General features: G+C 71.5%; 16 protein-coding genes. 8 read left to right on the top strand and 8 right to left on the bottom strand.

All coding sequences use genetic code 11. The features are described from left to right. Nucleotides 1-2 precede the first annotated feature (2 nt). Entirely contained in the window at nucleotides 3-8,717 is an 8,715-nt protein-coding gene (locus ACRAKJ_RS13370) for an amino acid adenylation domain-containing protein (protein WP_438920392.1), read from the top strand. Nucleotides 8,718-9,094: 377 nt separating this feature from the next. On the opposite strand, the gene ACRAKJ_RS13365 is transcribed toward ACRAKJ_RS13370, so the two are convergent. Together ACRAKJ_RS13365 and ACRAKJ_RS13360 are read right to left on the bottom strand one after the other, a co-directional pair. Next, nucleotides 9,095-10,312: an ATP-grasp domain-containing protein gene (locus tag ACRAKJ_RS13365; protein ID WP_438920393.1), complete on the bottom strand. Its 1,218-nt coding sequence runs from the start codon at nucleotides 10,310-10,312 to the stop codon at nucleotides 9,095-9,097. After that, the gene (locus ACRAKJ_RS13360) at nucleotides 10,297-11,301 is read right to left on the bottom strand and encodes a pyridoxal-phosphate dependent enzyme (protein WP_438920394.1); all 1,005 of its coding nucleotides are present in this window, start codon (nucleotides 11,299-11,301) and stop codon (nucleotides 10,297-10,299) included. Before ACRAKJ_RS13360 ends, ACRAKJ_RS13365 begins: the two co-directional genes overlap by 16 nt. A 184-nt stretch (nucleotides 11,302-11,485) precedes the next feature. Between ACRAKJ_RS13360 and ACRAKJ_RS13355 the strand changes: the two genes are divergently transcribed. Then, the gene (locus ACRAKJ_RS13355) at nucleotides 11,486-12,757 is read left to right on the top strand and encodes an MFS transporter (protein WP_438920395.1); all 1,272 of its coding nucleotides are present in this window, start codon (nucleotides 11,486-11,488) and stop codon (nucleotides 12,755-12,757) included. A gap of 50 nt (nucleotides 12,758-12,807) precedes the next feature. Here ACRAKJ_RS13355 and ACRAKJ_RS13350 read toward each other — a convergent pair whose 3' ends face one another. Next, nucleotides 12,808-13,722 carry a phytanoyl-CoA dioxygenase family protein gene (locus ACRAKJ_RS13350; protein WP_438920448.1) on the bottom strand — a complete coding sequence of 305 codons (915 nt, stop codon included), beginning with the start codon at nucleotides 13,720-13,722 and terminating at the stop codon, nucleotides 12,808-12,810. Nucleotides 13,723-14,000: 278 nt separating this feature from the next. Here ACRAKJ_RS13350 and ccrA point away from each other — a divergent pair, with 278 nt between their 5' ends. The 3 genes from ccrA to ACRAKJ_RS13335 are packed head-to-tail and all read left to right on the top strand — an operon-like array spanning nucleotide 14,001 to nucleotide 17,187. Beyond that, a complete protein-coding gene (ccrA, locus tag ACRAKJ_RS13345) occupies nucleotides 14,001-15,341 on the top strand; it encodes a crotonyl-CoA carboxylase/reductase (protein WP_438920396.1) in 1,341 nt (446 codons plus the stop codon). Continuing rightward, nucleotides 15,338-16,327: a beta-ketoacyl-ACP synthase 3 gene (locus ACRAKJ_RS13340; RefSeq protein ID WP_438920397.1), complete on the top strand. Its 990-nt coding sequence runs from the start codon at nucleotides 15,338-15,340 to the stop codon at nucleotides 16,325-16,327. Before ccrA ends, ACRAKJ_RS13340 begins: the two co-directional genes overlap by 4 nt. Continuing rightward, on the top strand, nucleotides 16,324-17,187 hold the full coding sequence (locus ACRAKJ_RS13335; RefSeq protein WP_438920449.1) for a 3-hydroxybutyryl-CoA dehydrogenase: 864 nt from the start codon (nucleotides 16,324-16,326) through the stop codon (nucleotides 17,185-17,187). Before ACRAKJ_RS13340 ends, ACRAKJ_RS13335 begins: the two co-directional genes overlap by 4 nt. Nucleotides 17,188-17,487: 300 nt before the next feature. Here ACRAKJ_RS13335 and ACRAKJ_RS13330 read toward each other — a convergent pair whose 3' ends face one another. Next, nucleotides 17,488-18,312, bottom strand: a complete 825-nt coding sequence (locus ACRAKJ_RS13330) for a BTAD domain-containing putative transcriptional regulator (RefSeq protein ID WP_438920398.1) — start codon at nucleotides 18,310-18,312, stop codon at nucleotides 17,488-17,490. A gap of 310 nt (nucleotides 18,313-18,622) precedes the next feature. Here ACRAKJ_RS13330 and ACRAKJ_RS13325 point away from each other — a divergent pair, with 310 nt between their 5' ends. Beyond that, nucleotides 18,623-19,978 (top strand): serine hydrolase, encoded by a 1,356-nt coding sequence (locus ACRAKJ_RS13325; protein WP_438920399.1) that lies wholly within the window; start codon nucleotides 18,623-18,625, stop codon nucleotides 19,976-19,978. Nucleotides 19,979-20,017: 39 nt separating this feature from the next. Here the strand turns inward: ACRAKJ_RS13325 and ACRAKJ_RS13320 are convergent, their stop codons facing one another. The 4 genes from ACRAKJ_RS13320 to ACRAKJ_RS13305 all read right to left on the bottom strand — a co-directional run bounded on the left by ACRAKJ_RS13320 (nucleotide 20,018) and on the right by ACRAKJ_RS13305 (nucleotide 22,745). Continuing rightward, complete coding sequence (locus ACRAKJ_RS13320) at nucleotides 20,018-20,920, bottom strand: GNAT family N-acetyltransferase (RefSeq protein ID WP_447008955.1); 903 nt, start codon at nucleotides 20,918-20,920, stop codon at nucleotides 20,018-20,020. Between the two features lie 116 nt (nucleotides 20,921-21,036). After that, entirely contained in the window at nucleotides 21,037-21,951 is a 915-nt protein-coding gene (locus ACRAKJ_RS13315) for a hypothetical protein (RefSeq protein ID WP_438920400.1), read from the bottom strand. Then, nucleotides 21,948-22,460: a hypothetical protein gene (locus tag ACRAKJ_RS13310; protein WP_438920401.1), complete on the bottom strand. Its 513-nt coding sequence runs from the start codon at nucleotides 22,458-22,460 to the stop codon at nucleotides 21,948-21,950. Before ACRAKJ_RS13310 ends, ACRAKJ_RS13315 begins: the two co-directional genes overlap by 4 nt. Nucleotides 22,461-22,535: 75 nt before the next feature. After that, nucleotides 22,536-22,745: a hypothetical protein gene (locus ACRAKJ_RS13305; protein ID WP_447008954.1), complete on the bottom strand. Its 210-nt coding sequence runs from the start codon at nucleotides 22,743-22,745 to the stop codon at nucleotides 22,536-22,538. A 171-nt stretch (nucleotides 22,746-22,916) separates the two neighbouring features. Here ACRAKJ_RS13305 and ACRAKJ_RS13300 point away from each other — a divergent pair, with 171 nt between their 5' ends. Together ACRAKJ_RS13300 and ACRAKJ_RS13295 are read left to right on the top strand one after the other, a co-directional pair. Further along, a complete protein-coding gene (locus ACRAKJ_RS13300; protein WP_447008953.1) occupies nucleotides 22,917-25,955 on the top strand; it encodes a BTAD domain-containing putative transcriptional regulator in 3,039 nt (1,012 codons plus the stop codon). A 258-nt stretch (nucleotides 25,956-26,213) separates the two neighbouring features. Further along, a complete protein-coding gene (locus ACRAKJ_RS13295; protein WP_438920404.1) occupies nucleotides 26,214-26,645 on the top strand; it encodes a DUF6892 domain-containing protein in 432 nt (143 codons plus the stop codon). Nucleotides 26,646-26,981 lie beyond the last annotated feature (336 nt).

The following is a 26,981-nucleotide window of genomic DNA, read 5'->3' as shown; positions in this document are numbered from 1 at the left end:
AGATGACCGACACCGACCGCGCGACGCAGCTCGCCCAGGCCAAACGGGACCTCGTACTGCGCCGCCTGCGCGGCGCGGGCGGCCGGGCCGAGGTGGTCCGCATCCCGCCCCGTCCGCCCGGCCCCGCGCCGCTGTCCCCGGTGCAGCACGCCATGTGGGTCGCCCACCAGTTCTCAGCCGCCACCGGGCTGTACAACGTACCGAGGGTCCTGCGGATCCGGCGCCCCCTGGACGTGAGCGCACTCCGTCGGGCGCTGGACACCCTGGTGACCAGGCACGACATCCTGCGCACCACCTACCCGGACCCGGCCGGGGCCACCCAGGTGGTGGCCGACACCGTGGAGGTCCCGTGGCGCTTCGTCGACTTGGGCGACGTCGCGGAGCCGCTGCGCTGGACCGAGGCCGTTCGCGTCGCCGAGGCCGAGTTCGCCACGCCGTTCGACCTGCGACGTGGACCGGTCCTGCGCGCCCTGCTGGCCACCCTCGCGCCGGACGACCACGTCCTGGTCCTGACCACGCACCACATCGCCACCGACGACTGGTCGAGCGCCCTGCTCCTGCGCGAGCTGGACGTCGCCTACCGCACGCTGCTCGACGGGGACGCACCCGAAGCGGCCTCCCGCCCCGTGCGGTACGCCGACTTCGCGCAGTGGCAGCGTGACCGGCTCTCCGCCGGGTTGGCCGACCGGCAGCTCGCGCACTGGCGGACCGCGCTCGCGAACACCCCGGAGGTGCTGGAACTACCCACCGACCGCCCCCGCCCCGGCGAGCCGTCCCACCGGGGTGACACGGTTAGGCAGTCCCTCCCCGCCGACCTGGCCGACGCCGTGCGCGCTGTGGCGGCGACCAGCGGAACGACCGTCTACACGGTGCTCCTCGCCTGTTTCGCCGCCGTGTTGCGGCACTGCTCGGGCCAGGAGCGGTTCGCGGTGGGGTCCCTGCTCTCCGGTCGCGGTGACACCGCCACCGAATCGATCGTCGGCCTGTTCGCCACACCGGTCGCGCTGCCGGTGGACCTGACCGGCGAACCGGTGTTCACCGAGGCGCTGCGCCGGGCGAAGGACGCCGTCCTCGCCGCCTTCGACCACCACGACGTGACCGTCGAGCAGGTGGCGGCCGAACGGGGACGCGGCCCGCTGTACCAGGTCGTCTACCAGTGCCTGGAAGCCGCCGAACGCCCGGCGGAGGTACCCGGCCTCGGGGCCTCGGTCGTCCAGCTCACCGAGCGCACGGCCAAGGTCGACCTGGCACTCACGGCGGTCAACGGCACCGACGGGATCGACCTGGCGCTGAACTTCGCCACCGACCTGTTCGACACCGGCACCGCGCGGCGCCTGCTGCGGTACGTGGGCAACGTCGTCGCCCACGTGGCGGAACACCCCGGGGAACCCGTCACCGCCGCCGCCGTGATGGGACCCGCCGACCTCGCGCTGGTCACCGGGAACTGGGCCCGCAACACGGCCGACCACCCGGACGACGGTTCGTACCCCCTCGACCGGACGGTCGTGGACCTCCTCCGCGCGCAGGTCGCGGCCAGCCCGACCGCGACCGCCGTCGTGGCCGCAGGGCACACCCTGACCTACGCCGAGCTGGACCGGCACACCGACGCCTTCGCGGCCGGGCTGCGGGCCGCGTCGGTCCGCCGGGGCGACGTGGTCGGGGTGGGCCTGCCCAGGAGCGCCAACCTGGTGGTGGCCATCCTCGGCGTGCTCAAGGCGGGCGCGGCGTACGTCCCGCTCGATCCCGGCTACCCGGCGGCTCGGCTCGCGTTCCTCGCCGAGGACGCCGGTGCCCGGGTCGTGGTCACCGACGACGGAGCGGACCACCCAGCCCTCGGGATCGCGCGCGTCCTGGAGTTCTCCGGTGTAGCTAGGGACGGAGCCCTCCCACCGAGCCCACCGCGCCCGACCGACCTCGCGTACGTGATCCACACGTCCGGATCCACCGGGCGGCCAAAAGGCATCGACATCACCCACACCGGGCTGACCAACTTCTTGCTCGGCGCACGCGACCACCTGCGTTCCGGCCCCACCGACCGGTGGTTGCTGGCCACGTCGCCGAACTCCGACCCGTCCACCGTGGAGCTGTTCCTGCCCCTGATCACAGGGGGCACGGTCGTGGTGTCACCGGACTCCGGCCACGCCGACGGCGCCGTACGCGCGCGGGCGATCCGGGAACACGGCGTCACCCACGTCCAGGCCACCCCGGCCGGGTGGCGGTTGCTGCTCGCGGCAGGCTTCGACGGGCCGCTGAAGATGGCGGTCACCGTGGGCGAAGCGATGCCGCCGCCGATGGCGGCCCGGATCGCGGACTTCTCCGGACGGCTGGTCAACGCCTACGGCCCCACCGAGATCACGGTCTTCGCCACCTATGCCGACCTGACCGGGCACACACCGACCACGCTCATCGGCACCCCCACCGCCAACACCCGGGTCCACCTGCTCGGCGACACCCTCGACCCGGTTCCTCCCGGCGCCCTCGGCGAGCTGTACGTCGCGGGCCACGGTGTCGCGCGCGGTTACCACGGCCGCCCGGGCTTGACCGCCCGCACCTTCGTACCCGACCCCTACGGGCCGCCCGGCGCCCGGATGTACCGGACCGGCGATCGCGCCCGCTTCCGCTCCGACGGTGCCCTCGACCTGCGGGGCCGCATCGACAGCCAGGTCAAGGTGCGCGGCCACCGCGTCGAGCCGGGCGAGCTGGAGGTCGCGCTGCTGGCCCACCCCCGAGTCCGGGAAGCCTCCGTCACCACGTTCGGCGGCCCCGATGGGGCGCTGCGGCTCGCCGCGCACGTGGTGCCCGTCGACAGGGGCGATCGGCTGGAACCGGAGCTGCGTCGCCACCTGGCCGACCGCCTGCCGCCTTTCCTCGTGCCGAGCAGGATCGTGCTCCTCGACCGGATGCCGTTGACCCCCAATGGCAAGACCGACCGCCGTGCCCTCGCCGCGGCACTCGCCGCCGACCCCGCGGCCGCCGTTGACCCGGTGCCGACGGTCCCGGGCACCGACGCCGAGCAGGTGCTCGCACGGGTGTGGGCGTCAGTGCTGGGTCGGGCCGCGGTCTCGCCCGCGGACAACTTCTTCGACATCGGCGGCGACTCCCTGATGGCCATCCTGGTCGTCTCGGGTGCCGCGAAGGCAGGTCTGCGGGTCACCCCGACCCAGGTCCTCACCCGCACGACCTTGGCCGAGCTGGCCGCCGTCGCCGAACCGCTCACCCCGAGCGCCGTCGCCGATACCGTCCCGGCCGAGGAGAGCCACCCGTTGTCGCCCCTGCAAGCGGGCATGCTGGCCACCGCCCTGTTCGAGCCGGGCAGCACGGACTACGTCGTCCAGTTCGCGTACACGCTGGACGAGCCCGCCGAACCGGATCTGGTGCGCCGCGCCTGGCAGCACGTGGTCGACCGGCACGCCGCCTTGCGCACGACCTTCGCGTGGCGGGACCGCCCGGAGCCGGTGCAGGTCGTGCGGACCGCGGTCCAGGCGGCGTTCCGCGACCTCGACTGGCGGGACAGCGCCGCCGACGACGTCGCCGCCCGCCTCACCCGGCACCTCACCGAGGAGCGTGCCCGCGGCGTGGACCTGGTGCGGCGACCCCCGTTCCGGCTCGACCTGGTGCACCTCGCCCACGACGCCCTGCTCATCCTGCACGGGCACCACTCCCTGCTCGACGGGTGGAGCGTGCGCCTGGTGGTGAACGAACTGGTGACGACCCTGCGCGTGCTGCGCGCCGCCGGAGTGCTGCCGCAGCTGCCCGAACCGGTCGCGTTCCCCGACTACGTCCACCGGTTGCGCGAGCTGGCCGGCTCCGAGGACACGTACTGGCGCGACCTGCTCGCCGACGTCACCACCCCCACCCGGCTCGCCGTGCTCTCCGACCGGGGCGGTGACCACGACGTCGCCTTCCTGACCGGCGAGGTGACGCCCGCGGTCACCGACCGCCTGGTCGAGCTGGCGCGGCGGGAGCGGATCACCTTCGGCTCCGTCGTGCACGCCGCGTGGGGTCTGCTGGTCAGCCGCCACTGCGGGAGCGGTGACGTCGTCTTCGGGTCGACGACGACGGGGCGGTCCGGCGACCTGCCCGGCATCGACCGGGTCGTCGGCCTGCTCATCAACACCGTGCCGGTGCGGGTCCGGGTCGACGCCCGGACCCCGGTCGCCGCCTGGCTGCGCACGACCCACGACCAGGTCACCCGGTCATGGGACCACGACCACCACTCGCTGACGCGGATCCAGCGGGAGAGCGGGCTGCCACCAGGTACCGCCCTGTTCGACACCGTCCTCATGGTGGAGGGCCACCACACCGATCCGGCGACCGGCGCCGTGCCCGCGGGGTCCTGGGAGAAGACCGAGTACCCGGTGGTCATGAACGTGGGCCGGCGGGAGGGGCTGCGGTTCCGCCTCGACTACCACACCGACCGGCTTGCCCCGGACGCCGCCCGCAGGCTCGCCGCCCACTTCAGCGCCCTCCTCACCGAACTGGCCGAGCACGCCGGCCGGTCCGGCTCCCTGCTCTCCGACCTCGCCCCACTGCCCGATGAAGAGTGGGACGCGGTGGTCCGCCAGGTCAACGACACCGACACCCCCTTCCCGAACGACCTCTGCCTGCACCAACTCTTCGAGCGGGCCGCCGACCGCGCTCCGACGGCCGTGGCCGTGCGTGACGAGGGCACGGCCACGACCTACGCCGAGCTGGAGGCGCGGGCGAACCGGCTCGCGCACCGCCTGCGGGAACTCGGCGTGCGTCCGGAGACGCTGGTGGGGATCATGCTGGAGCGCGGCGTGGACGCGGTCGTGGCCGTACTGGGCGTGCTCAAGGCGGGCGGCGCGTACGTACCGCTGGACCCGGACTACCCGCGCGAGCGCTTGGAGCACATGCTCGCCGACAGCGGCGCGCGGGTGGTGCTCACCGAGTCCGCTCTCGCCGACCTGCTGCCCGGGGACAGCGGACGGGTGCTGTGCTTGGACGACCGCGCCGAGCGGGCCGCGATCAACGCGCAGCCGGCACACCGGCCGCCCCGGACGACGGTTCCGGAGGCGTTGTCGTACGTGATCTACACCTCCGGGTCCACCGGCAGGCCGAAGGGCACGCTGATCCGTCACCGGGGCATCGTCAACTACGTGTGGTGGATGGCGACCACGTTCCCCCTGGACCCCGGTGACAAGGTCCTGCAACTCGCCGGGTTGAGCTTCGACATCTCCGTCTACGAGATGTTCTGGCCGTTCAGCCGGGGCGCGACCGTCGTGCTCGCCAAGGCCGACGGCTACCGCGACCCCGGCTACATCGTGGACGTGGTGGTCGAGGAGGGCATCACCGCCGCCCACCTGGTGCCGTCCATCCTGCGCATGGTGATGCCTGCGGTGACACGGCCGTTGCCGCTGCGGTGGCTGTTCGCCAGTGCCGAGGCGCTCACCACCGATCTGGTGGCCGAGACCGCCCGCCGGTGTCCCGGCACGGCCCTGATCAACCTCTACGGCGCCACCGAGGTGTCGGTGGACTCCACCGCCTGGTTCGCCGACCCGGACGCACCCGCGGTGTCGGTCGGCAGGCCCATCGCCAACACCGCCGTCCACGTCCTGGACGCCGACGGCGCGCCGGTGCCCATCGGCGTACCCGGTGAGGCCTGTCTGGCGGGTGCGAGCGTCGGGCGCGGCTACCACCGGCGCCCCGGTCTCACCGCCCGGCGGTTCGTGCCCGACCCCTTCGGACCGCCGGGCGGCAGGCTGTACCGCACCGGGGACCTCGTCCGCCGGACGCCCGACGGCGGGCTGGAGTTCTTGGGCAGGCTCGACCACCAGGTCAAGGTGCGCGGCTTCCGGGTGGAGCTCGGCGAGGTCGAGGCGGCCTTGGACACCCACCCCCGGGTGACCCAGGCCGTCGTCGTCTCCCTGGATGAACCCGGCGGCGGGAAGCGGCTCGCCGCGTACGTCCACGCGGCGTCGGGCGCCCCTCCCACCACGTCGGAACTGCGGGCACACCTGCGCGTGCTGCTACCGGACCACATGATCCCCTCGGTGTTCGTGCCCGTGGCGCGAATCCCGTTGAACCCCAACGGGAAGGTCGACCGCGCCGCACTGCCGGTACCCGACGGGGAACGACCTGACCTCCAGACCGGTTTCACCGCCCCGAGAACCGCGGCCGAACACGCGCTCGCGGAGGTGTGGTCCGAGGTGCTCGGGGTGGCCGGGATCGGTGTGCACGACAACTTCTTCGACCTCGGCGGCGATTCGATCCTGGCCATCCAGGCCGCGGTCGGTGCCCGCCGGGTCGGACTGTCGGTGACACCCCGCATGGTGGCGGCCACCCCGACGATCGCCGAGCTGGCCGCGGAGACGCCGGGAGGTGGCGGGGTCGACGCCGAGCAGGGCGTGGTCACCGGGGACGCGCCGTTGACACCGATCTTGCACTGGTTCACCGGGCTCGGTGTCCCGTTGGACCACTACAACCAGGCCGTCCGCCTGCGCTGGGAGGGCCCGGTGGCCCTCGACCCGCTGCGATCCGCCCTCGCCGCGCTGACCGTCCACCACGACGCCCTGCGACTGCGACTGGCCCGTTCGACCGACTGGCACCTCACGGTCGCAGCACCTCGGGAAGGCACTGCGCTGACCGTGCTCGACATCGGCGGGCTGGGCACCGCCGCAGCCGCCGCCGCGGTCGAGCACGCGGCTTCCGAGATGCACCGAGGGCTCGACGTGCGCACCGGTCCGCTGCTGCGGGCGTTGGCGGTCGTCGGCGGGGACGGCGCCGACGAGGTGATCGTCACCGTCCACCACCTGGCCGTGGACTCCGTGTCGTGGGGCGTCCTGCTCGACGACTTGGGCACGGCCTACGACCAGGGCCTCCGGGGCGAGCCCGTGCTCCTTCCCGCGAAGACCACCTCGTTCCGCGCGTGGGCGCGGCGGTTGGCGGAGTGGGCCGGGTCCTCGGACTTCGCCGACGAGGCGGCGTACTGGCGACTGCCGGAACCGGACCTCCCGGGGGGAACACCGGCGCCCCGGCGGACCGCGACCACGCTCACCCGCGCCCTCGACCACGAGGGCACCGCGGCCCTCCTGCGGTCCGCCGGGAACGGGCACCGGGTCGAGGACCTGCTGCTCGCCTCGCTCGCGCAGACCATGGCCGATCACTCCGGCACCCGGGACGTCCGGGTGGACGTGGAGGGCCACGGCCGCGAACCGCTCTTCGACGACGTCGACCTCAGCCGCACCGTCGGCTGGTTCACCACGATCCACCCGCTGACCGCGCGCGTGCCCGACGACCCGGGTGCGGCACTCGCCACAGTGCGGGAACACCTGGCCTCCACTCCGCACCGCGGGATCGGCCACGGCCTTGCCCGCTACCCGGGCGGTCCGCGCCCGACCCCGGCACCGTGCCTGTTCAACTACCACGGCCAGGTGCGGACCTCATCCCGATCAGGCCACTTCGTGCGGGTCGGCGAGGTCCCCGGCGTGCTGGTGGACCCGGACGGCGTCATGCCCCACCGGTTCGAGGTCGACGTCGCCGTCGTGGACGGCGCGTTCCGGGTGAACTGGACCCACTCCACCGCCGACGCCGCCGAAGCGGCACACCTGGCCGACACCTTCGTCGCCGCGGTGCAGCGCCTGGTGGAGCACCGGAGGCGGGCTTCGACCGCGGACACCCCGTCACCGCCGCAGCGCCGATTCCTCGAACGGCTGTCCCCGTGGCTACCCGCCACCGGGTTGGCGCTGGCCAGGCACCGCGTCCCCGGGGTGAGCCTGGCGCTGGTCGACGGCAGCGAGGTCGTGGCCGCGTGGGGCGAAGGGATCGCCGCGTCCGCCACGGGTGCCCGGGTCCACCCGGGCACCGTGTTCCAGGCGGGCTCCGTCAGCAAGCACGTGGCCGCCATCGTCACCACCCGACTGGCCGCCGAGGGCGTGCTGGACCTGGATGAGGACGTGGCACTCCTGCTGCGCGGCACGCGGCTCCCACCGGTCGACCCGGCCCGCCCGGTCACCCTGCGCGCCTTGCTGTCGCACACGGCAGGCCTGACCCAGGACGCCTTCGACGGGGAGTGGGCCGTGGAGCCGGGCGGCCCCGACCTGACGGTCTCGGACCTCCTGACCGGCCGGGGCGTCTCGACCGCCTCCGCCGGCCAGGAATTCCCGACCGGCGACCGGTTCCGCTACTCGGGCACCCACTACCTGATCGTCGAGCAGGTCCTCACCGACGTCACCGGCGCCCCTTTCCGGGACTTGGCCCGCGAGCTGGTGTTCGATCCCCTCGACATGCGCGACAGCGGTTACGGCGAAACCTTCCTGGCCACCCGTCCCGACTCCGTAGCCGACGGCCACACCACGACCGGCGACCCGATCCCCGGCCGCAGGAGGAGGTACCCCGCAGCAGCGGGCGGCCTGTGGTCGACCGCAGGCGACCTCGCCAAGATCGTCGCCGAACTCCACCGCGCCGTCGACGGCGACGGCCACGTCCTCGACCGCGCCGGCGCGCTCGACCTGATCACCCCGCTCCCCGGCACCACCTACGGGCTGGGCACGGTGGCCCGCTCCTCCGACGGCACCCGCTGGTACGGCCACTCCGGCGAGACCGCGGGTTACCGCGCTCACACCGCGGCGGGTCTGGAGACGGGCGCGGGCCTGGTGGTGATGACCAACGGTGAGTCCGGCAACGAGTTCCTGACCGACCTCCTGATCCACGTCGACCTCGGGCTCCGTGTCTGGATCGACCACTCGGACCGGTGAACCGGCGGACCGGGCCTGCCGCACCGAAGCGGCAGGACCGGTCCGCCGGTTGCACGGATCGTCCCCCCGTGTGGTCGTGCCGAGCCCTCGCTCGGCGGACCGGCGCACCGCGCCCAGCCGGCACCGGGTCCCGTGCCCGGGTCCCTCCGGCGCGTCCCGACCCGGTGCGGGTTCGTGGCCGACGCGTCAGTGGGACTTCGCCGGGTGTCGTCGGGGGTGTTGGACCGCTGTGGTCCGGACAGGTCGTCCGCAGGTGGGGCATCGGCCGGTCCAGACCTCGAACAGGTGTCGGAGGTGGCACCGGACGCCGGGGGCCGGCCGTAGTCGGTGGGCTCAGCCGCGCCGGCGGGCCGTTCGGCCGACCCGACAAACCCCCGTTAACCGGTGCGCACCTGGATCAGCCCCAATGCCTTCCGCACAGCCGCTCGGACCTCGGACGCGTTCGGGGCGACGGCGATGACGTGTCCCAGGCGTTCATGGGCGTTGCGGGCCGGGACCACCGGCCTTCCCGGCTCCGCCGTCACGGTCACCCGCACCACGCCGGGCAGGGCACCGGCTTCGGCCGCGCCCACCACCGCTGTGACGGTTCCGGGCGCGGCTGCCGTGACGAAGCCGATGGCCGCGAACCGCGTCGGGTCGCGCAGCTGCTCCACCGGGAGGCCGACGGCGGCGCGGATCTGCTGCTCCAGCAGGTCCGCGCCGCCCGCCAGCCGGACCAGTTCGGGGATCATGCCGCCCGCGAGGCGCGCGTTGACCTCGATCACGGCCACCCGGTCGGGCAGAACCCGGACCTCGGTGTGCGCCGGGCCGTGCCGCAGGCCCAGCACCGCCAGGGCGCGGGTCACCTCGGACACCACGCGCCGTGCGGTGCCCGGGGGGAGCACCGCGGGGAAGCAGTGGCCGGTCTCCACGAAGTACGGGCTGCCACCGACCTGCTTGGCGGTGATCCCGACGATCCCGGTGCGACCATCGACCGCGAACGTCTCGACGCTGTACTCCGGGGCGTCCAGGTACTCCTCGACCAGCGCGGTACCCGAGGTCCGTTGGCCCCGCGCGTTCACCCGACGTGCCAGCACCCGGCCGAGGTGCGCCCGGACCTCCGACACCGACCCGCAGAGGAGCACATCCTGTGAACCGGACTCGTCCACCGGCTTCACCACGGACGGCAACCCCGTCACGGCGACCGCGGCGGCGGCCTCCGACGGGTCGCGCACCACGGCGAAGCGGGGTTGACCGACGCCGGCCGCTGCCAACGCCGTCCGGGTACGGGCCTTGTCGCGGCAACGGGTCACCGCGTCCGGCGGGTTGCCGCGCAGTCCCAAGCGGGTGACCAGACCGGCGACGGCCGGCAGGAAGTACTCGCTGGTCGTGGTGACCCCCGCGACCTCGCCCAGCGCGGCGACCGTCCAGGCCAGGGCGTCCGGCGAGTTCGTGTCGCACAGGACCACATCGGCCGGTGCGCCACCCAGGCCGGCGTACCGCTGCGGTGCGCCGGTCAACAACACCGGCCGGAGGCCCATCCGGTGGGCGGTGCCGAGCGCGAGCATCCCGGACCCCGTGGTGTTGGATTCGACGAAGATCAGGCGAGCTCGCACGCGGCCTCCTCCGCGGGCCGTGACAGGTAGCTGCGCGACCACGCCGCCACCGGCTCGCCGTACCTCACCGTGTCGGGCTCCGCGCGGTCCGGCCGCCGGCCCAGGTCGTGCTCCTCCCAGTGCGCGTCGCTGTAGACCGTGTCGACGTACCGGTCGCCCCGGTCCGCGAAAATGCCGACGACCCTGGTGCCCGGGCGGGACCGGCGCGCCACGTGCGTCATGACCCGGTACACCGACCCGGAGGTGTTGCCCGCGAACAACTGCTGTTCACGGGCCAGCAGCCGGGTCGCGGCGAACGCCTCGCGGTCGTTGAGCCAGTGCACCTCGTCCACCACCGACTGGTCGAGGTTGGCGGGCACCATGCTGTTGCCCAGGCCGCTCTGCAACCGCCCGGGCGTGTCCGGTTGTCCGAACAGGACGCTGCCGACGCTGTCCACGCCGACCACCCACAGCTCCGGCAGGTGCCGGCGCAGCGCTCGCGAGGTTCCGCACAGCGACCCGCCGCTGCCCACCGAGCCGACCAGGACGTCCACGCGATCCAGCTCGGCCAGCAATTCGTCGGCCAGGCCGGCGTAGGCCGCCGGGTTGTCCGGGTTGCTGTACTGCATGGGCCAGAACGCACCGCCGAGTTCTCGGCGCAACTGCTCCAGCCGTTCCAGCCGGGCGCTCTGCCAGCCGTGCGCCGACATCGAGGACACCACGTCCACCGCGCAGCCCAGGGCGGTGAGCTTGGCCAGGGTGACCGGGTCGGTGCGCGGGTCCGTCACGATGTGCACCGGGTGCCCCAGTGCCCTGCCGACCAGCGCGACACCCAGCGCCATCGTCCCCGACGAGCTTTCGATGATCGGGTCACCCGGTCGGAGTTCGCCGCTCCGGCGGGCGCGCAGGATGATCTGCCGCGCCACCCGGTCCTTCATCGCGAACGCGTTCTGCATCTCCAACTTCGCGTACATCTCCACTCGCACGGCGCCGGTGTCGGCCAACCGCACGAGCGGAGTGTTCCCAATGGCCTCGATGACAGTCTCGTACCGCATTCCGTTCCTCTCCACACGCGCTTCTGCGGGCAGGCAGCGATCCGCCACAATCGTCGTCCACAGGTCCATCAGTGTTTCTTTTCACGACGTACACCCGAATTCGCCGGATCACCACCCGGCTGTGTGCTAGTACTGGCCCATGACGAACAACGACTCAGCTGCGGGGAAACCCCTCCGGCCGTCGACCGCCCTTGGCGGGAATTTCTGGCGGTTGTGGGCCTCCGCCGGATTGTCGAACATCGCCGACGGCGTGGTGAAGGTCGGTTTTCCGCTGATCGCCGTGGCCTACACGAGGTCTCCGGTGCTGATCGCGGGCATGACGGTGGCCTTCTACCTCCCGTGGCTGCTGTTCGCGCTGCCGTCCGGGATGCTCGTGGACCGGTTGGACCGACGCCGGGCGATGGTCGCGGCCAACACCGCCCGGGCCTGCCTGCTCGCCGCGCTCGCCGTGACGGCCGTGACCGGCGTCGGGTCGGTCTGGCTGCTCTACGGCGTCGCGTTCGCGACCGGGGCCGCCGAGACCGTCCACGACCTGTCGGCGCAGTCCATCGTCCCCCGGGTCGTGGCCAAGGACCACCTCCCCCGGGCCAACGGGCGGCTGTACGCGGTGGAGTTGTCGGCCAACGAGTTCGTGGGCCCACCGCTGGCCGGGCTCCTCGTGGCCGCGGGCGCGGTCGCTGCCTTCGCCGCACCCGCGGCAATGTGGCTGTCCTCGGTCGGGGTGCTGCTGCTGGTGCGCGGCGCGTTCCGGCCCGAGCGCGAGACCGGGCAGCGCACGTCGATGCGCGCCGACATCGCCGAAGGGCTGCGGTTCCTGTGGCGGCAGAAGGTGCTGCGGACGTTCACGGCGATGGTCGCCGTGTTCAACTTCGCCACCACGGCCACGTCCGCGGTGTTCGTCCTCTACGCGGTCGGCGAGGCGTCCGCGATGCGCCTGCCGGAGGTGGTGTTCGGCCTGCTGCTGGCCACGACGGCGGCAGGCAGCGTGGCCGGGTCCCTCGCCGCGCCCGGGCTCGTGGCACTGCTGGGTCGCACCCGAGCCCTGGTGGTGTCGTTCGCCACCGGCACGCTGCTGGTCGGCGCCCCGGCGCTGACGACGGAGCCGCTGCTGGTGGGCATCGGCTTCTTCCTCGGCGGCGCCGGCATCATCACGTCGAACATCATCATGGTGTCGTTCAGGCAGCGCGTGGTGCCGGACCGCCTGCTCGGTCGGGTCGGCAGCGCGCACCGCTTCATCGCCTACGGCACCCAACCGCTCGGCGCGGCCGCCGGCGGTCTGCTCGGCCAGCTCATCGGCCTGCGCGCGGTGTTCGCCGTGATGGCCCTGCTCGCCCTCAGCGTCCTCATCGGCATGATCGTCGTCAACAACGACGCCCTGGACTCCGCGGAACGACGGGCCGACCAGGGCTGACCGTCGTCCCGGGGCACGAGACGACCTCCCGCGCCCCGGGACGACGGCCATCAACGGCGCGCCCGGCGCCTCGGCGGTGCCCCCGACACCCACACGGTGGCGGGCTTCGTGAGCCTGGGCTGCCACTCCGGGGTGCCGATCGCCGCGCCCTCGACGTCGAGCACCCCCAACCGCTTCAGCCGGTTCGCCGCCGTGCTCCTGGCCGTGCTGGTTTTCACGCCCACCAGCCAGTCCCGCCAGACGGACCACTTCTCGTGGTCCAACGGGTGACCGCCGTAGTCGCCGATGTGCAGGATCGCGTCGCGGATCTCCTCACTGCGCTGAGCGCCCTCCAACGCCGGGTCGGCGAAGTAGTAGACGTCCCACGCCATCCGGCGCCGCCCGCCCACCGACGAGTGCAGCAGGTTCGAGTGGAAGGCGATCACGTCACCGGGCTCGGTGTCGATGCCGTACGCCGGCACCGGCCAGTCGTCGAGGTCGGCCGGGAACCCCTGCCTGCACGGGTCCTGGCGCAGGTAGTCGGCGAACTCCGGGCCCGCCGCCGCCCGGTGCGACCCGGGGAGCACCTGCATCTGGCCCGAGTCCGGCGTGCACGGCTCCAGGTACGCCATGAACTTCACGCCCTGCACCTCGGACGTCATGTCGGCGTGCCAGCGGGCGTTGGCCCGGAAGCAGGTCACCTCGCCGTTGGTCGGCACCGTCGCGCGGCCCATCAGGTACTGCGACGCCTGCCAGAACCTCGGGTCGTCGGCGACCAGGCCCGCCGCGAACGGAGTCCTGTCCGACATCGTCGGCACGTCGAACGCGGGCGCGTCGGCCACTGCGAGATCATCGTTGGACGCCTCGCCGCCGTACGCGTCGTCGACCGCGGCCTCAGCTTCGACGCGCAGCCGCTCGGCTTCCTCGGGGGACAGCAGTCCGCGCAGGACGACGAACCCGAACGTACGAAAATGGGAAACGGTCACATGGCTCAACACAGGATTTCAACCGCCTATCTTGGGTGCCGGAAGCCCGCGCAGGAGCAGAACACGCCCGACTCCGGCGCGCCACCTCTCCCGTTGTCGGTCGGTCTGACGGTCCCCACAGTGTGACCCGATCGCCCATCAGGCCGCTGTCCGCACGCTATTCCGGTCCCCGAATAGTCCGAGAATAGGTGCCGGTCTTATTCTCGGGGAAACCGCGAAGCCTGCCCGTGCCAGGCACGGGACGGCGATCCGTGAATTCCGAGATCGAGGAGCGGCAAATGGACCCGCTTACCCGGGCGGTACTGGACGATGCTGGTCCGGACGACCTGGCGGCAGCCCCGGTACCCGCCGACTACCTGGCCGCGCACCTGCGCGAGTCCGACGCGGGGATCTTCGTCGACGCGCCTGACCGCGATGTGCGGCGCACCGTGCGAGTCGGTCGGGTACCGATGCCCGAACTGGCGCCGGACGAGGTGCTCGTGGCCGTCATGGCCGCTTCAATCAACTACAACACCGTGTGGCAGTCGACCTTCAGCCCGGTGTCCCCCTTCGACATGATGCGGAAGCTGGCCCGGGGCGGCGGGTACCTGGCCAGGCACGATCGGCCCTACCAGGTGGTGGGGTCGGACGCGGCGGGCGTCGTCGTGCGGATCGGCGACGGGGTCCGCCGCTGGCGCGTGGGCGACCACGTCGCGGTCAGCCCGGTGTACGTCGACGACCAGGACCCCGCGACGCACGCCGACGCCATGCTGAGCGAGCACAGGGCCTGGGGCTACGAAACGAACTTCGGCGGACTCGCCCACTACGCGGTCGTGCGCGCCACGCAACTGGTCCCGAAACCGGCGCACCTGACGTGGGAGGAGACCGCGTCGATCCTGTTGTGCGGCGGTACCGCCTACCGGATGCTGGTGAGCGACCGCGGAGCGCGCATCAAGCAGGGCGACGTCGTGCTGATCTGGGGTGCGGCCGGTGGGCTCGGAGCGCACGCCGTGCAGTTGGTGAACAACGCCGGAGCCATCCCCGTCGGGGTGGTCGGCTCCGACGACAAGGCTGCCCTGCTGCGACGCCTGGGCTGCGAACACGTGGTCAACCGCGCTGAGATCGGCCTGGGCCACGCCGCCACCGCCGAGGACACGGTCAGGGCGGGCAAGCGCTTGGGGAAGGCGGTGCGCGCACTGGTGGGAGAGGACCCGCACGTGGTGTTCGACCACGTCGGCCGGGCCACCTTCGGCATCTCCGTGCTGGTGGCCCGACGCGGCGGCACGATCGTCACCTGCGGCTCCACCACCGGCTACGAGCACGTGTTCGACAACCGCTACCTGTGGATGAACCTCAAACGCATCATCGGCAGCCACGGCTCGAACCTCGCCGAGGCCGACGAGGTGATGCGGCTCTACCGGCTGGGCATGCTCGCCCCGGTGGTGTCGGCCGTCTACCCCCTCGACCAGGTGGCCGAGGCCGCTCGACTGGTGCAGGTCAACGGGCACACCGGCAAGGTCGCGGTGCTCGCCCTGGCGCCGCGCGCGGGGCTCGGTGTGACCGACCCGGTGACCCGGCACCGCCTCGGCGAGGAGTGGCTCAACCCGCTGCGCCCGGCGCGGGCGGAGGTGGCGGTGTGAGCACCGGCATCCTCGGCACCGGTTCGTACCTGCCCGACAACGAGATCGGCAACGACGGCATCGCCGCGGCCGCGGGGACCACCCCCGACTGGATCATCCGCAAGACCCACATCCGGACCCGTCGCTACGCGCTGCCGCACCAGGCCACCTCCGATCTGGCCGCCGGCGCTCTGCGGGCAGCGCTCGAGCAGTCCGGCGTCCTGCCGGAGGAGCTGGACTACCTCGTCGTCGCGACGTCCACGGGCGACTCCCCGCAGCCACCCACGTCCTACCGGGTGCAGTCGGCGGTCGGGACGTGGCGGGCGGCCTGCTTCGACATGAACGTGGTGTGCAGCGGGTTCGTCTTCGCCCTCGCCGTCGCCCGGGCGCTGGTGGCGGCCAAGCCCGGTGCCCGCGCGGCCGTGGTCGCCGCCGACCTGTACTCCCGCTCCCTCAACACCGGCGACCGGCGCACCGCTGTGCTGTTCGGCGACGGCGCCGGCGCCGTCGTGGTCGGCGAGGTGCCCGACGACACCGGGTTCCTCGGGTTCGACCTGCGCAGCCGTGGTGACGCCGCCGGCCTCATCCGCGTTCCCGCGGGCGGCAGCAGACTGCCCACGAGCCACGACACCGTCGACTCCGGCGCGCACCTCGTGCACATGGAGGGACGCAGCGTCAAGGAGTTCGTCCTCGCCACCGTGCCCGACACCATCCGCGATCTGCTCAAGGAGCACGACACCGACTGGGCCGACGTCGCCCACCTCGTCCCGCACCAGCCCAACGGCCCCATGCTGGACGACCTCGTGGCGCTGCTGCCACTGCCGAACGCCGAGGTGCACCGCACCCTGGAGCGCTACGGCAACACCGGCAGCGCCGCTACGCCGATCACACTCGACGCCGCGCACCGGTCCGGCGCCATCACCCCCGGCGACCTGGTGCTGCTGTCCGCGTTCGGCGGCGGCATGGCCACGGCGTCCTGCCTGCTGCGCTGGGCCGGCCCGTGCTGACCGGGGAAGTGCGGCGCGTCGGCGTCGTCGGCTGCGGCACCATGGGCGCCGGGATCGCCGGTCTGTGCGCGGAGTCGGGGTTGGAAGTGGTGGTCGTCGTGACGAACCCAGCATCGGCGGCGCGCGGCCGGAAACGAGTCGAGGCCGGTCTCGACCGGCGGGTCGCCAAGGGCCAGCTCGACGCCGGGGACGCGGCAGCCGTCGCGGCCCGCATCGACGTCGGCCACGACTACGCGGCCCTCGCGGACTGCCACTTCGTGGTCGAAGCGGTGCAGGAGAGCGAGATCGAGAAGCTGGCCGTTCTCAAGCAGGTGTCCGCGGCGGTCGGGTCGACGGACGCGGTGGTGGCGTCCACCACCTCGTCGATCCCGATCGTGCGGCTGGCCCGGGGCCTGGAGCACCCCGAGCGGTTCATCGGGGTGCACTTCTTCAACCCCGTCCCCTCCATGCCACTGGTCGAGCTGACCGCCTGCCTGCTCACCGACGACCGGACCAGGCTCCGCACCGAATCGTTCGTCACCGACGTGCTCCGCAAGCGGGTCATCTGGTCCCGGGACCGGGCGGGGTTCGTCGTCAACGCCCTGCTCGTGCCCTACCTGCTCGCGGCTGTCCGGATGGTCGAGTCCGGCGCGGCGGACGCGGAGACCGTCGACGCGGGTATGGAGCTGGGCTGCGCCCACCCGATGGGTCCTCTGCGGCTCATCGACCTGATCGGCCTCGACGTCGTCGCGGCCGTCGGGTGCGCGCTCTACGACGAGTTCAAGGAACCGCTCTACGCCCCGCCGCCGCTGCTGTCGCGAATGGTCGACGCGGGACGACTGGGCAGGAAGGCCGGTCACGGCTTTTACCGGTACGGGTGACACGAGGCTTTCCCGCACCCGGTGGGCACCGCCCGCCCACCGGGTGCGACAGCCGATACCCCGGGACGACCGCCGCGCGTGACCGCACCCATCCCCTCCTGCCGCTGCCTGCCCCGAGCGTGGCGGCGGACGTCGCTCGACGCCACGCCGCCCGCCGATCGGCAGGCGCCACGTCGGCGCGCGTGTGCCGCGACGGTGCGGCCCGCCTGCTCCCGACAGCAGCGGACCGGGTTGTCCACGTGTGGCTCCGGAACAGCGGGCCCGGAGCACGTTCGTCCCCGCACCGGCTCGACGCCGGGCTCAGGCGGTCCAGCGCAGGGCCGAGTCGTCAGTGAGGATCTGCGCGGCCACACGGCGCAACTCCGCGCTCGGCTCGAGGCCGAACTCGTCCACCAGTTCACGACGACCCCGGTGGAAGACCTCCAGGGCCTCCGCCTGCCTGCCGGAGCGGTAGAGCGCCAGCATGAGCTGAACCCGGCTGCGCTCCCGCAGCGGGTGATCGATGACCCGCTCCATCAGTTCGCCGACGAGCCGACGGTGCAACCCCAACCGCAATTCCCAGTCGGCGCAACGTTCCCACGCGTCCAACCGCTCCTCGTTCAACCTGGTGGCCCTGGTGGCCAAGGCGGGGGTGGGCACATCGTCCAGAGCGGCCCCGCGCCACAGCCGCAGGGCCCGCCGTTGGACCGCTACCGCCTCGTCGAGCAGGTTGCTCTCGGCCAGGTGGCCCGCCTGCACCGTCAAGTCCACGAACAGCCGGACGTCGACCTGATCCGGAGAAACCGTGATCGCGTATCCGCCCGGCTCGCTGACCAGGAGGTGCGCCGCGTCCGCCCCCGCCAGGAGGCGCCGCAGCCTGGACACGCAGATGTGGATCTGGGCGCGCGCGGTGGCGGGCGGCGACTCCCCCCACAGCACGTCGATCAACCGCTCGCTGCTGACCAGCCGGTTCGCGTCCAGCACCAGCGCCGCCAGCAGCGTCCGCTGCCGCAGCGCGGGGACCTGCACCACCTTCCCGGCGTGGACCACCCTGGTCGCCCCCAACACCTCGAACCGAACGGTGCCGGTGCTCGCACCGCCGGTGCGCCGCCCCGGCATCGCGGAGCCCGCCCTGGTCGCCCCCATGCTTCCTGCCCTCCTGCGAAATCGCCGGCACTCGCCCGTCCACATCGTGAACTCGCCCCCTACCGCACCGGTACCCGGCTCCTACCTGTGGCCCTGCGCTCGCACGGACGGTGCCGTCCAGGGCCGCGGCCACCGTTCCTGTCGTCGGTCTTCTGGCGGGTGCGGAACTCGTCGGACCGCCGGCGATCGGGCGAACTCCTGCCCGGCTCCCCGCGGATCGCGTAGCCGGAGCTGATGCGGCGCACCTGTGCGCTTCGCGAATCCTGAGTAGGGTGCGGTGCCGGAGACCTTGTCGATCGGAGGCCCGTTCATGAGCCGAGCGCGCGCCGCCGCCGAGTGGATCACGGGGACCCTGCCTCGACTGCTGGAGCGGCACGAGGTGCCCGGTGCCCAGGTGGCGGTGCTGGCGGACGGCCAGGTCGGAGGTGCCGCCGCCGGTGTGCTGGACACCGCGACGGGCGCACCGGTCACGGACGACGCGCTGTTCCGGATCGGCTCGATCACCAAGGTGTGGACGGCGACCTTGGTGCAGCAACTCGTCAACGAAGGTCTGCTCGACCTGGACCGGCCGGTGCGTGACCACCTGGTCGACTTCCGGCTCGCCGATCGGTCCGCCGGCGAGACCGTGACGGCCAGGCAGCTGCTCAGCCACACCGCGGGTTTCGAAGGAGACCTGTTCGCCGACACCGGCACCGGTGACGACGCCATCGAGAAGTACGTGGCCGGTCTCGCCGACGCACGTCAGGTGTTCCCACCCGGCGAGCGGTTCTCGTACTGCAACAGCGGTTACGTGGTGCTCGGTCGCCTGGTCGAGACGTTGCGGGACGAGCCGTTCAACGCGGTGCTGCGCGAGCGCCTGATCGATCCGCTCGGACTGGCCAACGTCGCGACCTCACCCGACGAGGCGATCCTCCGACGTCCCGCCGCAGGACACGTCCGCTCCGCGTCGAACGGCACGGTCAAGCCGGTCCGGGAGCTGTCGATGGGGGCTTCCACCGCCCCGGCGGGCGCACTGCTCGCGATGAACGCGCGTGACCTGCTCGGCCTCGTTCGGATGCACCTGGAACACGCCGATCTCGACGCGATGCGGGAGCCCCAGGTCGCGGTCCCCGACCTGGGGCTGATCAGCGGCCACTGGGCGCTGGGCTGGGCACTGCCCGATTACGGGGGGCCACTCGTGCTCGGCCACACCGGCTGGACGGCCGGGCAGCGCTCGTTCCTGCGCGTGGTGCCCGACGCGGGTGTGGCGGTGGCGATGCTGACCAACGGTGGGGACGTGTACCCGGTGTTCACCGAGGTGTTCGGTCACCTGCTCGGCGAACTGGGCGGGGTGGTTCAACCCGACTTGCCCGTCCCACCGGAAGTTCCGCAGCCCGTCGACGCCGGCCGGGTCACGGGAACGTACCGGTCGCCCGTTGCCGACAACGTGGTGCACGTCGACGCGGACGGACGCGCCTGGCTGCGCATCTCGCCCCACACCGCGCCCGCCGATCCGGACACCTTCGCGGCGGACGCGCGCGAAGTGGTCGCGCTGGATCGGGACAGGTTGATCACGGTGGCTCGCGAGGAGGGGGCGCACTCCGTGATAGGTCTCGTCGACGACGTCGAGAACGGCCTTGTCGAGTACCTGCACACCAGTCGTGTGATCCCCCGAGTGCGCGAGTGAGCAAGCCGGCCGACACGGCGCGTCGTGGGCGGGCGTCGATCACCTCACGCCGAGGTCCGACTCCAGCTCCGCGAGGTCACGGTTGACGGCGATCATGATCCGGACCGTGGTGCAACCCAACTGGTGGTTGACCCGGATCATGTGCTCGTTGCCGGCGCCGGTGGTCGTGTAGATCCGGTCCAGGTCCGGGCGATCGGCCAGCAGCCAGCGGATGAGGTGCGCCTTGATGCACCGACCCAGCCCGTGCCCCCGGTGCGGCGCCGACACCGCGGTGTCACGCTGGAAGCCCCAGAACGGCCGGTGGGGGTGCAGTTCGAGTTCGGTCAGCCCGGCGACTTCACCGGTGTCCTCGTGCACGGCGACGACCGCCCGCAGCTCGATGTTGTTCTGCCGCAGCTCAGCCTCACGCGCCCGAACTCGATCGGGGGTCCACTCGGGCTCCTGGTAGCCCAGTTCACCCGACGGCGCGTCGTGCATGGCATTGCGAGCGGCGGCGAAGGACGCGATGAGATCCGCGGGCACGACGCCCTCCCAGCGCTGCAGGCGATAACCGGCGGGAGCATCGTCCTGCCACAGGGCTCTGTCGGTTCCGGGGATCACCAGCACCTGCGTCAGCACGGTGTGCACAGGTCGGAAGTTCAGCTCGCGGGCCCACCGCTCACCGTCACTGCCCTTGGTGATCTGCCAGGTCTCGACCACGCGGCGACCACGGGCGCGCAGCTCCGGGACGACGGCCTTCAGGATCGCGGTGCCGATCCCCCTGCGCCGCACCCGTGGGTGGACGACGACCTCCGTCAGCCCGATGTGGCTGCTCTCCTCTTCCAGGAAGTAGACGATCGCGAGTCCCACGACCTCGTCATCCAGGCGCGCGACCCAGTAGACCACCGGCCCGAATCCGACGAAAGGGTTCTCCAAGCGGCCCACGACATCCGCGTACGTCAACCGAGGCTCATCAGGGCGGTCGGTGTCCGACCTCGCCAGCATCACCTCGTAGTACCCGCGGAGATCGCTCTCGGTGGCGCGCGCGGGGTCGAATCGCTCGACTTCAAGACCTGCTGTCACGGGTTCCCTTCCTTGGTCGCGGCGCTGGGCTGCTCGGCGCGCCGCTCGGACGTCACGGACGCGGTGCTGATGACCAGCACCGCGATCATGACCATGCCGAAGCTCGGCAGGCTCATGAAGAACATGATCCCCAGGTGGAGCCCGCACCCGAGCACCAGGGCGACCAACCGGTGCTTTCGCCGCCCCAGGGTCAACAGCGCCAGCACCACCTGGACGCCGACCACCGACCACGAGAGGAGGGCGACGAGCCAGTAGGAGTCCATCACCGGCGAGAGGAGGTCGCGAACCGGCGCCGGGAACCCGTACTGGGGGTGGTTCGCCACGATGGACAACGCGGCGCCGTGCCGCCACAGGGGGTCCATCAGCTTGGCGGTCACCGCGCCGAGGTAGATCAGGCAGAGCTGCCCGCGCAGACCGAGGTGAGCGGCGAACGCGCTGCCCCGCCACGACGGTGCGAGGGGGCGGAGCGGGCGCTGCCAGTGCGATGCCCGGTCGTCACCCAAGCACATCGGGATGAGCAGCATCGTGGCGACCTGCGCGATCGCGTCCCCTCCGTTGGCCATCTCCATCGCCGCCGCGAGGCTGAACGAGACGTACCAGTGCGGCACGCAGGTCCATCGCGGGCTCAGCCCGACCAGGACGAGCACCAGCACCGCGACTGCGATGGCCCGGCTGACCAGGAGACCGGACTCGGTCGGCCCCGTCAGGCACCACAGCGAGGCCGCACGCACACCTGTGCACCGCATGCCGTCCGGCAACTCCGCAGTGCGGATGAACAGCTCTGAATTCGAGCTGAAGAGGATCGTGAGCAGGCCGGCGGTGGCCAACAGGCTGCGGCCGACCGCGAGGGGCGTCCCCCGCAGCTCTGCTTGCTCGATCGCGCGGGCCAGTCGTCCCGCCACCCTGCTCACGTCCGGCACCGGAGGTCCACGAACGCGATGCGGAACACCTGCCTGGGCTGCTCCGGAAGTCGACGGGCGACCAGCGCCGACGGGCGTTCCACCGCGATGGCGAGCTGCCCGCACAACACCGGGCTCTCAGCTCGGTTTTCCCCCCGGTAAGGTTCTACGCCGTTCCGCATGCGGCCGCAATCAACGGCCTCCGATTCGTCACACGGCAACCAGTATTCGTCCGGTATCCGGCGCGCGACCGCGCGCAGCTCCGCCGACTCCGCATATCCGGCTCGACTGAGTCCCCAGGACCACGTGTCCCATTGCCGTCGTTCGGTCAACTCGCCCAGCCGCGGGCTACCGGGGACAACCCGGTAGCCCACGAGCAGGTCCCTGTCAAGATCCACGAAGAACGTCCAACGCTGCGGCCAGACCTCAAGATAGCCGGTGAGCCGATCACGCAGCCCGGCGACGTCCAACGCGGCGAGCCAGGTGATCACGAGGCTGGTCACCAGCACCGTCGCCGTCAACGCGAATCCGTGCACCCCGCGCGCGGCATCCCCCTGGAGCTGAACTACCCGTCTCACCAGCGGCACCTTCGCGGCTCACGTGCCTTGACTGCACACTTCCTGACCGGTGCCCCCGTTCACCACGCTGTTGTCCGCGTACGGCTTGTCACCCACTTCGGCCGACGAACCACCTGCTGTCACCACCACGACGAACACGGCGGCGGACAGCGCGAACCCGAGCGAAAACGCCTTCTTCACAACAAATCCCCCATGGGCAAAGTCATCGACGTAGTGCCGCAGGTCCAACTGCGTTGGCGGACCTCGACCTCCGCCACTGTGGCATCATGGACTACCGGACCGCTATCGAGTCCCTACTCGCTGTGCCCGCTTGTCTCGATCGATCGAGTCAGACCAGGGGGTGTCGTCACATTGGAGTTTCGGGTCCTGGGACCTTTGGAAGTCCGCTCCGGCGGAGAAATGGTCCACATCGGCGGAGCACGGCAACAGCGGCTCCTCGCGCTACTGCTGCTGGCCGGCAACCGGGTCGTTCCAGTCGAGCGCCTCGTCGACGAGCTGTGGAGCAGTCCTCCCCAGTCCGCCCGCCAGCAGATCCACAACGCCGTCGCAGGCCTTCGGCGCGCATTGGTAGAGCACTCCCCGGACGTGCACATCCGGTGGACCGAGGCCGGCTACCGGCTCGAAGCCCTGGAGGTGTCGATCGACGTCGACCGGTTCCTGGTTCTCCTCGACGAGGCCAGGCGTGCCGAGGCCCAGGAGCGGTTGGCCGAGGCGGTGGCCGCGCTGCGCGCCGCGCTCGGCATCTGGCGGGGAGACGCGCTGGCCGGGCTCGGCGGCACGACGATCGAGAGCGCGGCCGCCGGGCTGCACGAGCAACGGCTCAGCGCGGTCGAGAGCATGATGTCCCTCCGCCTGCGGACCGGCGAGACCGGTTCAGTGGTCGGCGAGCTCCGACAGCTCGTCACCGAGCACCCGCTGCGTGATTCGCTGCGCATCAGCCTGATGCAGGCCCTCCACCGCAGCGGACGACAGGCTGACGCGCTGGCCGTGTACGACGACGGCAGGAGGATGCTGGCCGACGACCTCGGGCTCGACCCGAGTCCGGAACTGCGACAGGTACACGCCACTGTGCTGCGCGGCACGCCGGCGCCTGTACCCGCGGCCGCGGCCGTGCCGACCGAATCCGACGAGGACCCATCTCGGCAGCGGACCGTCCGGTCCTACTTGCCCCACGACATCAGCGACTTCTCCGGCCGGTCGGCGGAACTCCTGCACCTGCGCGACGCCACGCAGGCCACGTCGCCGACCGCGATCACCATCTCCGCGGTCGACGGCATGGGCGGGGTCGGCAAGACGACACTGGCAGTCCACCTGGCACACCAGGTCGCGGGTGACTACCCCGAGGGCCACTACTTCATCGACCTGCGCGGTTTCACGGCCGGGATGAACCCCGTGTCCCCGGAGCAGGCACTGGACATGTTACTGGGCGACAGCGGGGTGCCCCCCGAACTCATACCATCCACAATAGACAGCCGAAGTGCGCTCTGGCGCTCGCGGATGGCCGGTCAGCGAATATTGTTGATCATAGACAACGCCGTCAACGCCGCACACGTGCGGCCGCTGTTACCCGGAGCGGCGGGCGCGCTCGTGGTGGTCACCAGCCGCAGGAAGCTCACGGCGCTCGAAGGCGCGCTGCCCATCTCCCTCGACGTGCTGCCGCACGAAGACGCGATCACCCTCTTCGAGAAGATCGCCGGCGCGGGGCGCGTGGCGGCGGAACGCGATGCCGTCGCCACTGCCGTCGAGTTGTGCGGCAGGTTGCCGCTGGCCATCCGGATCGCCGCCGCACGCCTGCGGGATCGCACGGGGTGGACCGTCGCGGAGCTGGTGAACCGACTGCGGAACCACGCACAGCGCGTCAGGTTCCTCGAAATCGACGACCGCGGCGTCATGGCGGCGCTCAGGGTGTCGTACCGCTACCTGTCGCCGCCGCAACAACGGTTGTTCCGGCTGCTCAGCCTCCACCCGGGCGGTGACTTCGACGCCTACAGCGCCGCCGCCCTCGCGGGCCTGCCGTTGGACGAGGTCGAGCAGCACCTCGACTCGTTGTTCGACGACAACCTGCTCAAGCAGAGCATCGCCGGGCGCTTCTACTTCCACGACTTGATCCGCGACTGCGCCCGTCAGCTGCTTTCCGACCAGGACGACGGCACTGAGCAGCACGCCGCCCTCGGTCGGCTCCTCGACTACTACCTGCACGCGGCGCACGTGTGGTGTCGTCACCACCACAACGCCATCCACCGCGAGGCACCCAAGGTGGAACACGTGCCCGATCAGCTCCCAGCGGTGTCCACCGCCCAGGAGGCGGTCGAACTCCTCGGCGTGGAGTACTCCAACCTCGTCGCGGTCGCCCGGTTCGCCGCGGACAACGACTGGCACCGGCACGCATGGCAGCTGGTGTGCGCTCTGCAACCCATGCTCAAGCTGCACAACTACGGTGAGCCGTCGTACGACTTGTTCGAGGGTGGAGCACGAGCGGCCCGGGAATCCGGTGACGCGCACGGCGAGTCGGCCTGCCTGCAGGGACTGGCGGCCGTCTGCCGCGATCACCGGTCCATTGCCGAAGCCCGGGAACACATCGAGCGGGCTCTCAAGTTGAGCAGGCAGATCGGCGCCTCCGAGGGCGAGACCGCGCAGCTGATCGACCTCGGCAACCTCTTCCTGCACGAAGACCGGCTCCAGGAAGCCAGGGACATCTTCCTCCAAGCCGAGCCCCTGACCGCACGGGCCCCGAACGCGTTCCTGAGCCTCGCGGTGGCGAACAACCTGGGCGTCATCTGCCGGGATCTGGGGGACTTCGACCAGGCGCTGCACCACCTGCGGCGGGCCGAGGCGCTGCTCACCGCCGAGGACGCGCGGTCGGCGCAGTTCATCTCGTGGTGCATCGGGTCGGTCCTCCACGCCATGGGGGCCCACGAAGAGGCTCGGCGGGAGTTCACGCGCGGTTTGCGGATGAGCAGGACATCCGGGAGTTCCCACGGTGAAGCGTTCGCGCTGCAGGGTCTCTGCGGTGTGAACCGATCGCTGGGCAACCTCACCGAGTCGCTCGACCAGGGGAGGCGAGCGCTGACCACCGCCCGGCGGTTCGAACTGCGGGTCGTCGAGTGCGAGGTGATGAACTGCCTCGGTGAGACCACCTTCGCCATGGGGGACCTCGACCGTGCCAAGCGGACGTTCGAGCTGGCGATGGAGGCCGCCGACCGGTTCGGCATCGCCCGCTACCGAGCACGTGCGCTGGAGGGCCTGGCCCACGTCGCGTTCACCCGTGGTCGGCTGCCGGAGGCCCGGCGGTACTGGAAGCAGGTGATGAGCACCTACCCGGACGGCATGGTCGACGTCGAGTACGCACACCGTCACCTGGCGGCTCTCGACGACAAGGCGGTTGTCTGCTTCCGTTGCGAGGGAGCGAGCCGGCCACCTGCCGATCCCCGGAACTGACCGGCGGCACGGCGTCGGACCGGTTCGACGCCGTGCCGGTGTCACACCTCCCCGCGGCACACGTGCCTCGCCCATCCCGGCTGGTGCCACCAGTGCTCGGGACCTGCATCGGCGTGGCGGTGCTGAAGCACAGGTCAGACACCGTGGCCGACTATCGGCAATTCTCGGCAGGTACAGGGCATCAGGGTGCACGATTCGCCGATCGGAAGGTGGTGTCGACCGCCCGGATTGTCGGGGTGGCCTGGTAGACAGTGGGACATGTTCCGCGACTTCAACTTCAAGCTGCTGGTCATCGACAAGCTCATGTACCAGGACAAGGTGATCCAGCCCCGTTTCCGGATCGCCGACGTCCTCCACGCCAAGGGCGCCACCGGCGACCTGTGGAAGTACCTGCACCAACAGGACCTGCTGCACACCGTCCTCGAAGAAGCCCGCCAGTACTTCACCGACCTGGAGATCACCCCCGAGCAGCTGGCCACCGTGGACGAACTCACCACCGACGGCGGCTTGGAGATCCACCACCAGTGCTCGCCTTTCTGGGACGGGGAGGACGACCTCTTCGACGTCACCTCACTGGACGACCTCGACCTGCTGCCCAACCTCCGCGTGATCCACGGCGGCGACGAGGCCATGATGGCCGCCCCCGACGCCGAGACCACCCTCAAAGCCCGCGGAATCGCCGTGGGCTGAACACCCGCGTCCACCGCCACCGCTCAACAGCCCCCGCGCCCCCCGCAGGAGAACTCCCCGAAGGCTTCCCTCCTCCCCCGACGGCAACGACGGGGCATCCTCGACGGGTACCGCCCCCGCCTGGCACACCGCCGCACCCGACGCCATCACCACCTACGCCATCACCCTCACCGGCCTCTGGCACCGCCGCACCCGACTACGCCCCACCCCCACCGGCCACCACCTCACCACCGCAGCGACCACCTGGCTCCACCACCGACTCGCCCCACCCTCCCCGACCGGGTGATCGCCAAGGGGCGTAAAGAAACCAGGGCACGAAGGTGTCGTCGTGGTACT

The sequence above is a fragment of the Saccharothrix sp. DSM 118769 genome, from assembly GCF_052936295.1.
The sequence above is the reverse complement of the archived record's forward strand: the minus strand, read 5'-3'. Positions and strand labels throughout refer to the sequence as shown.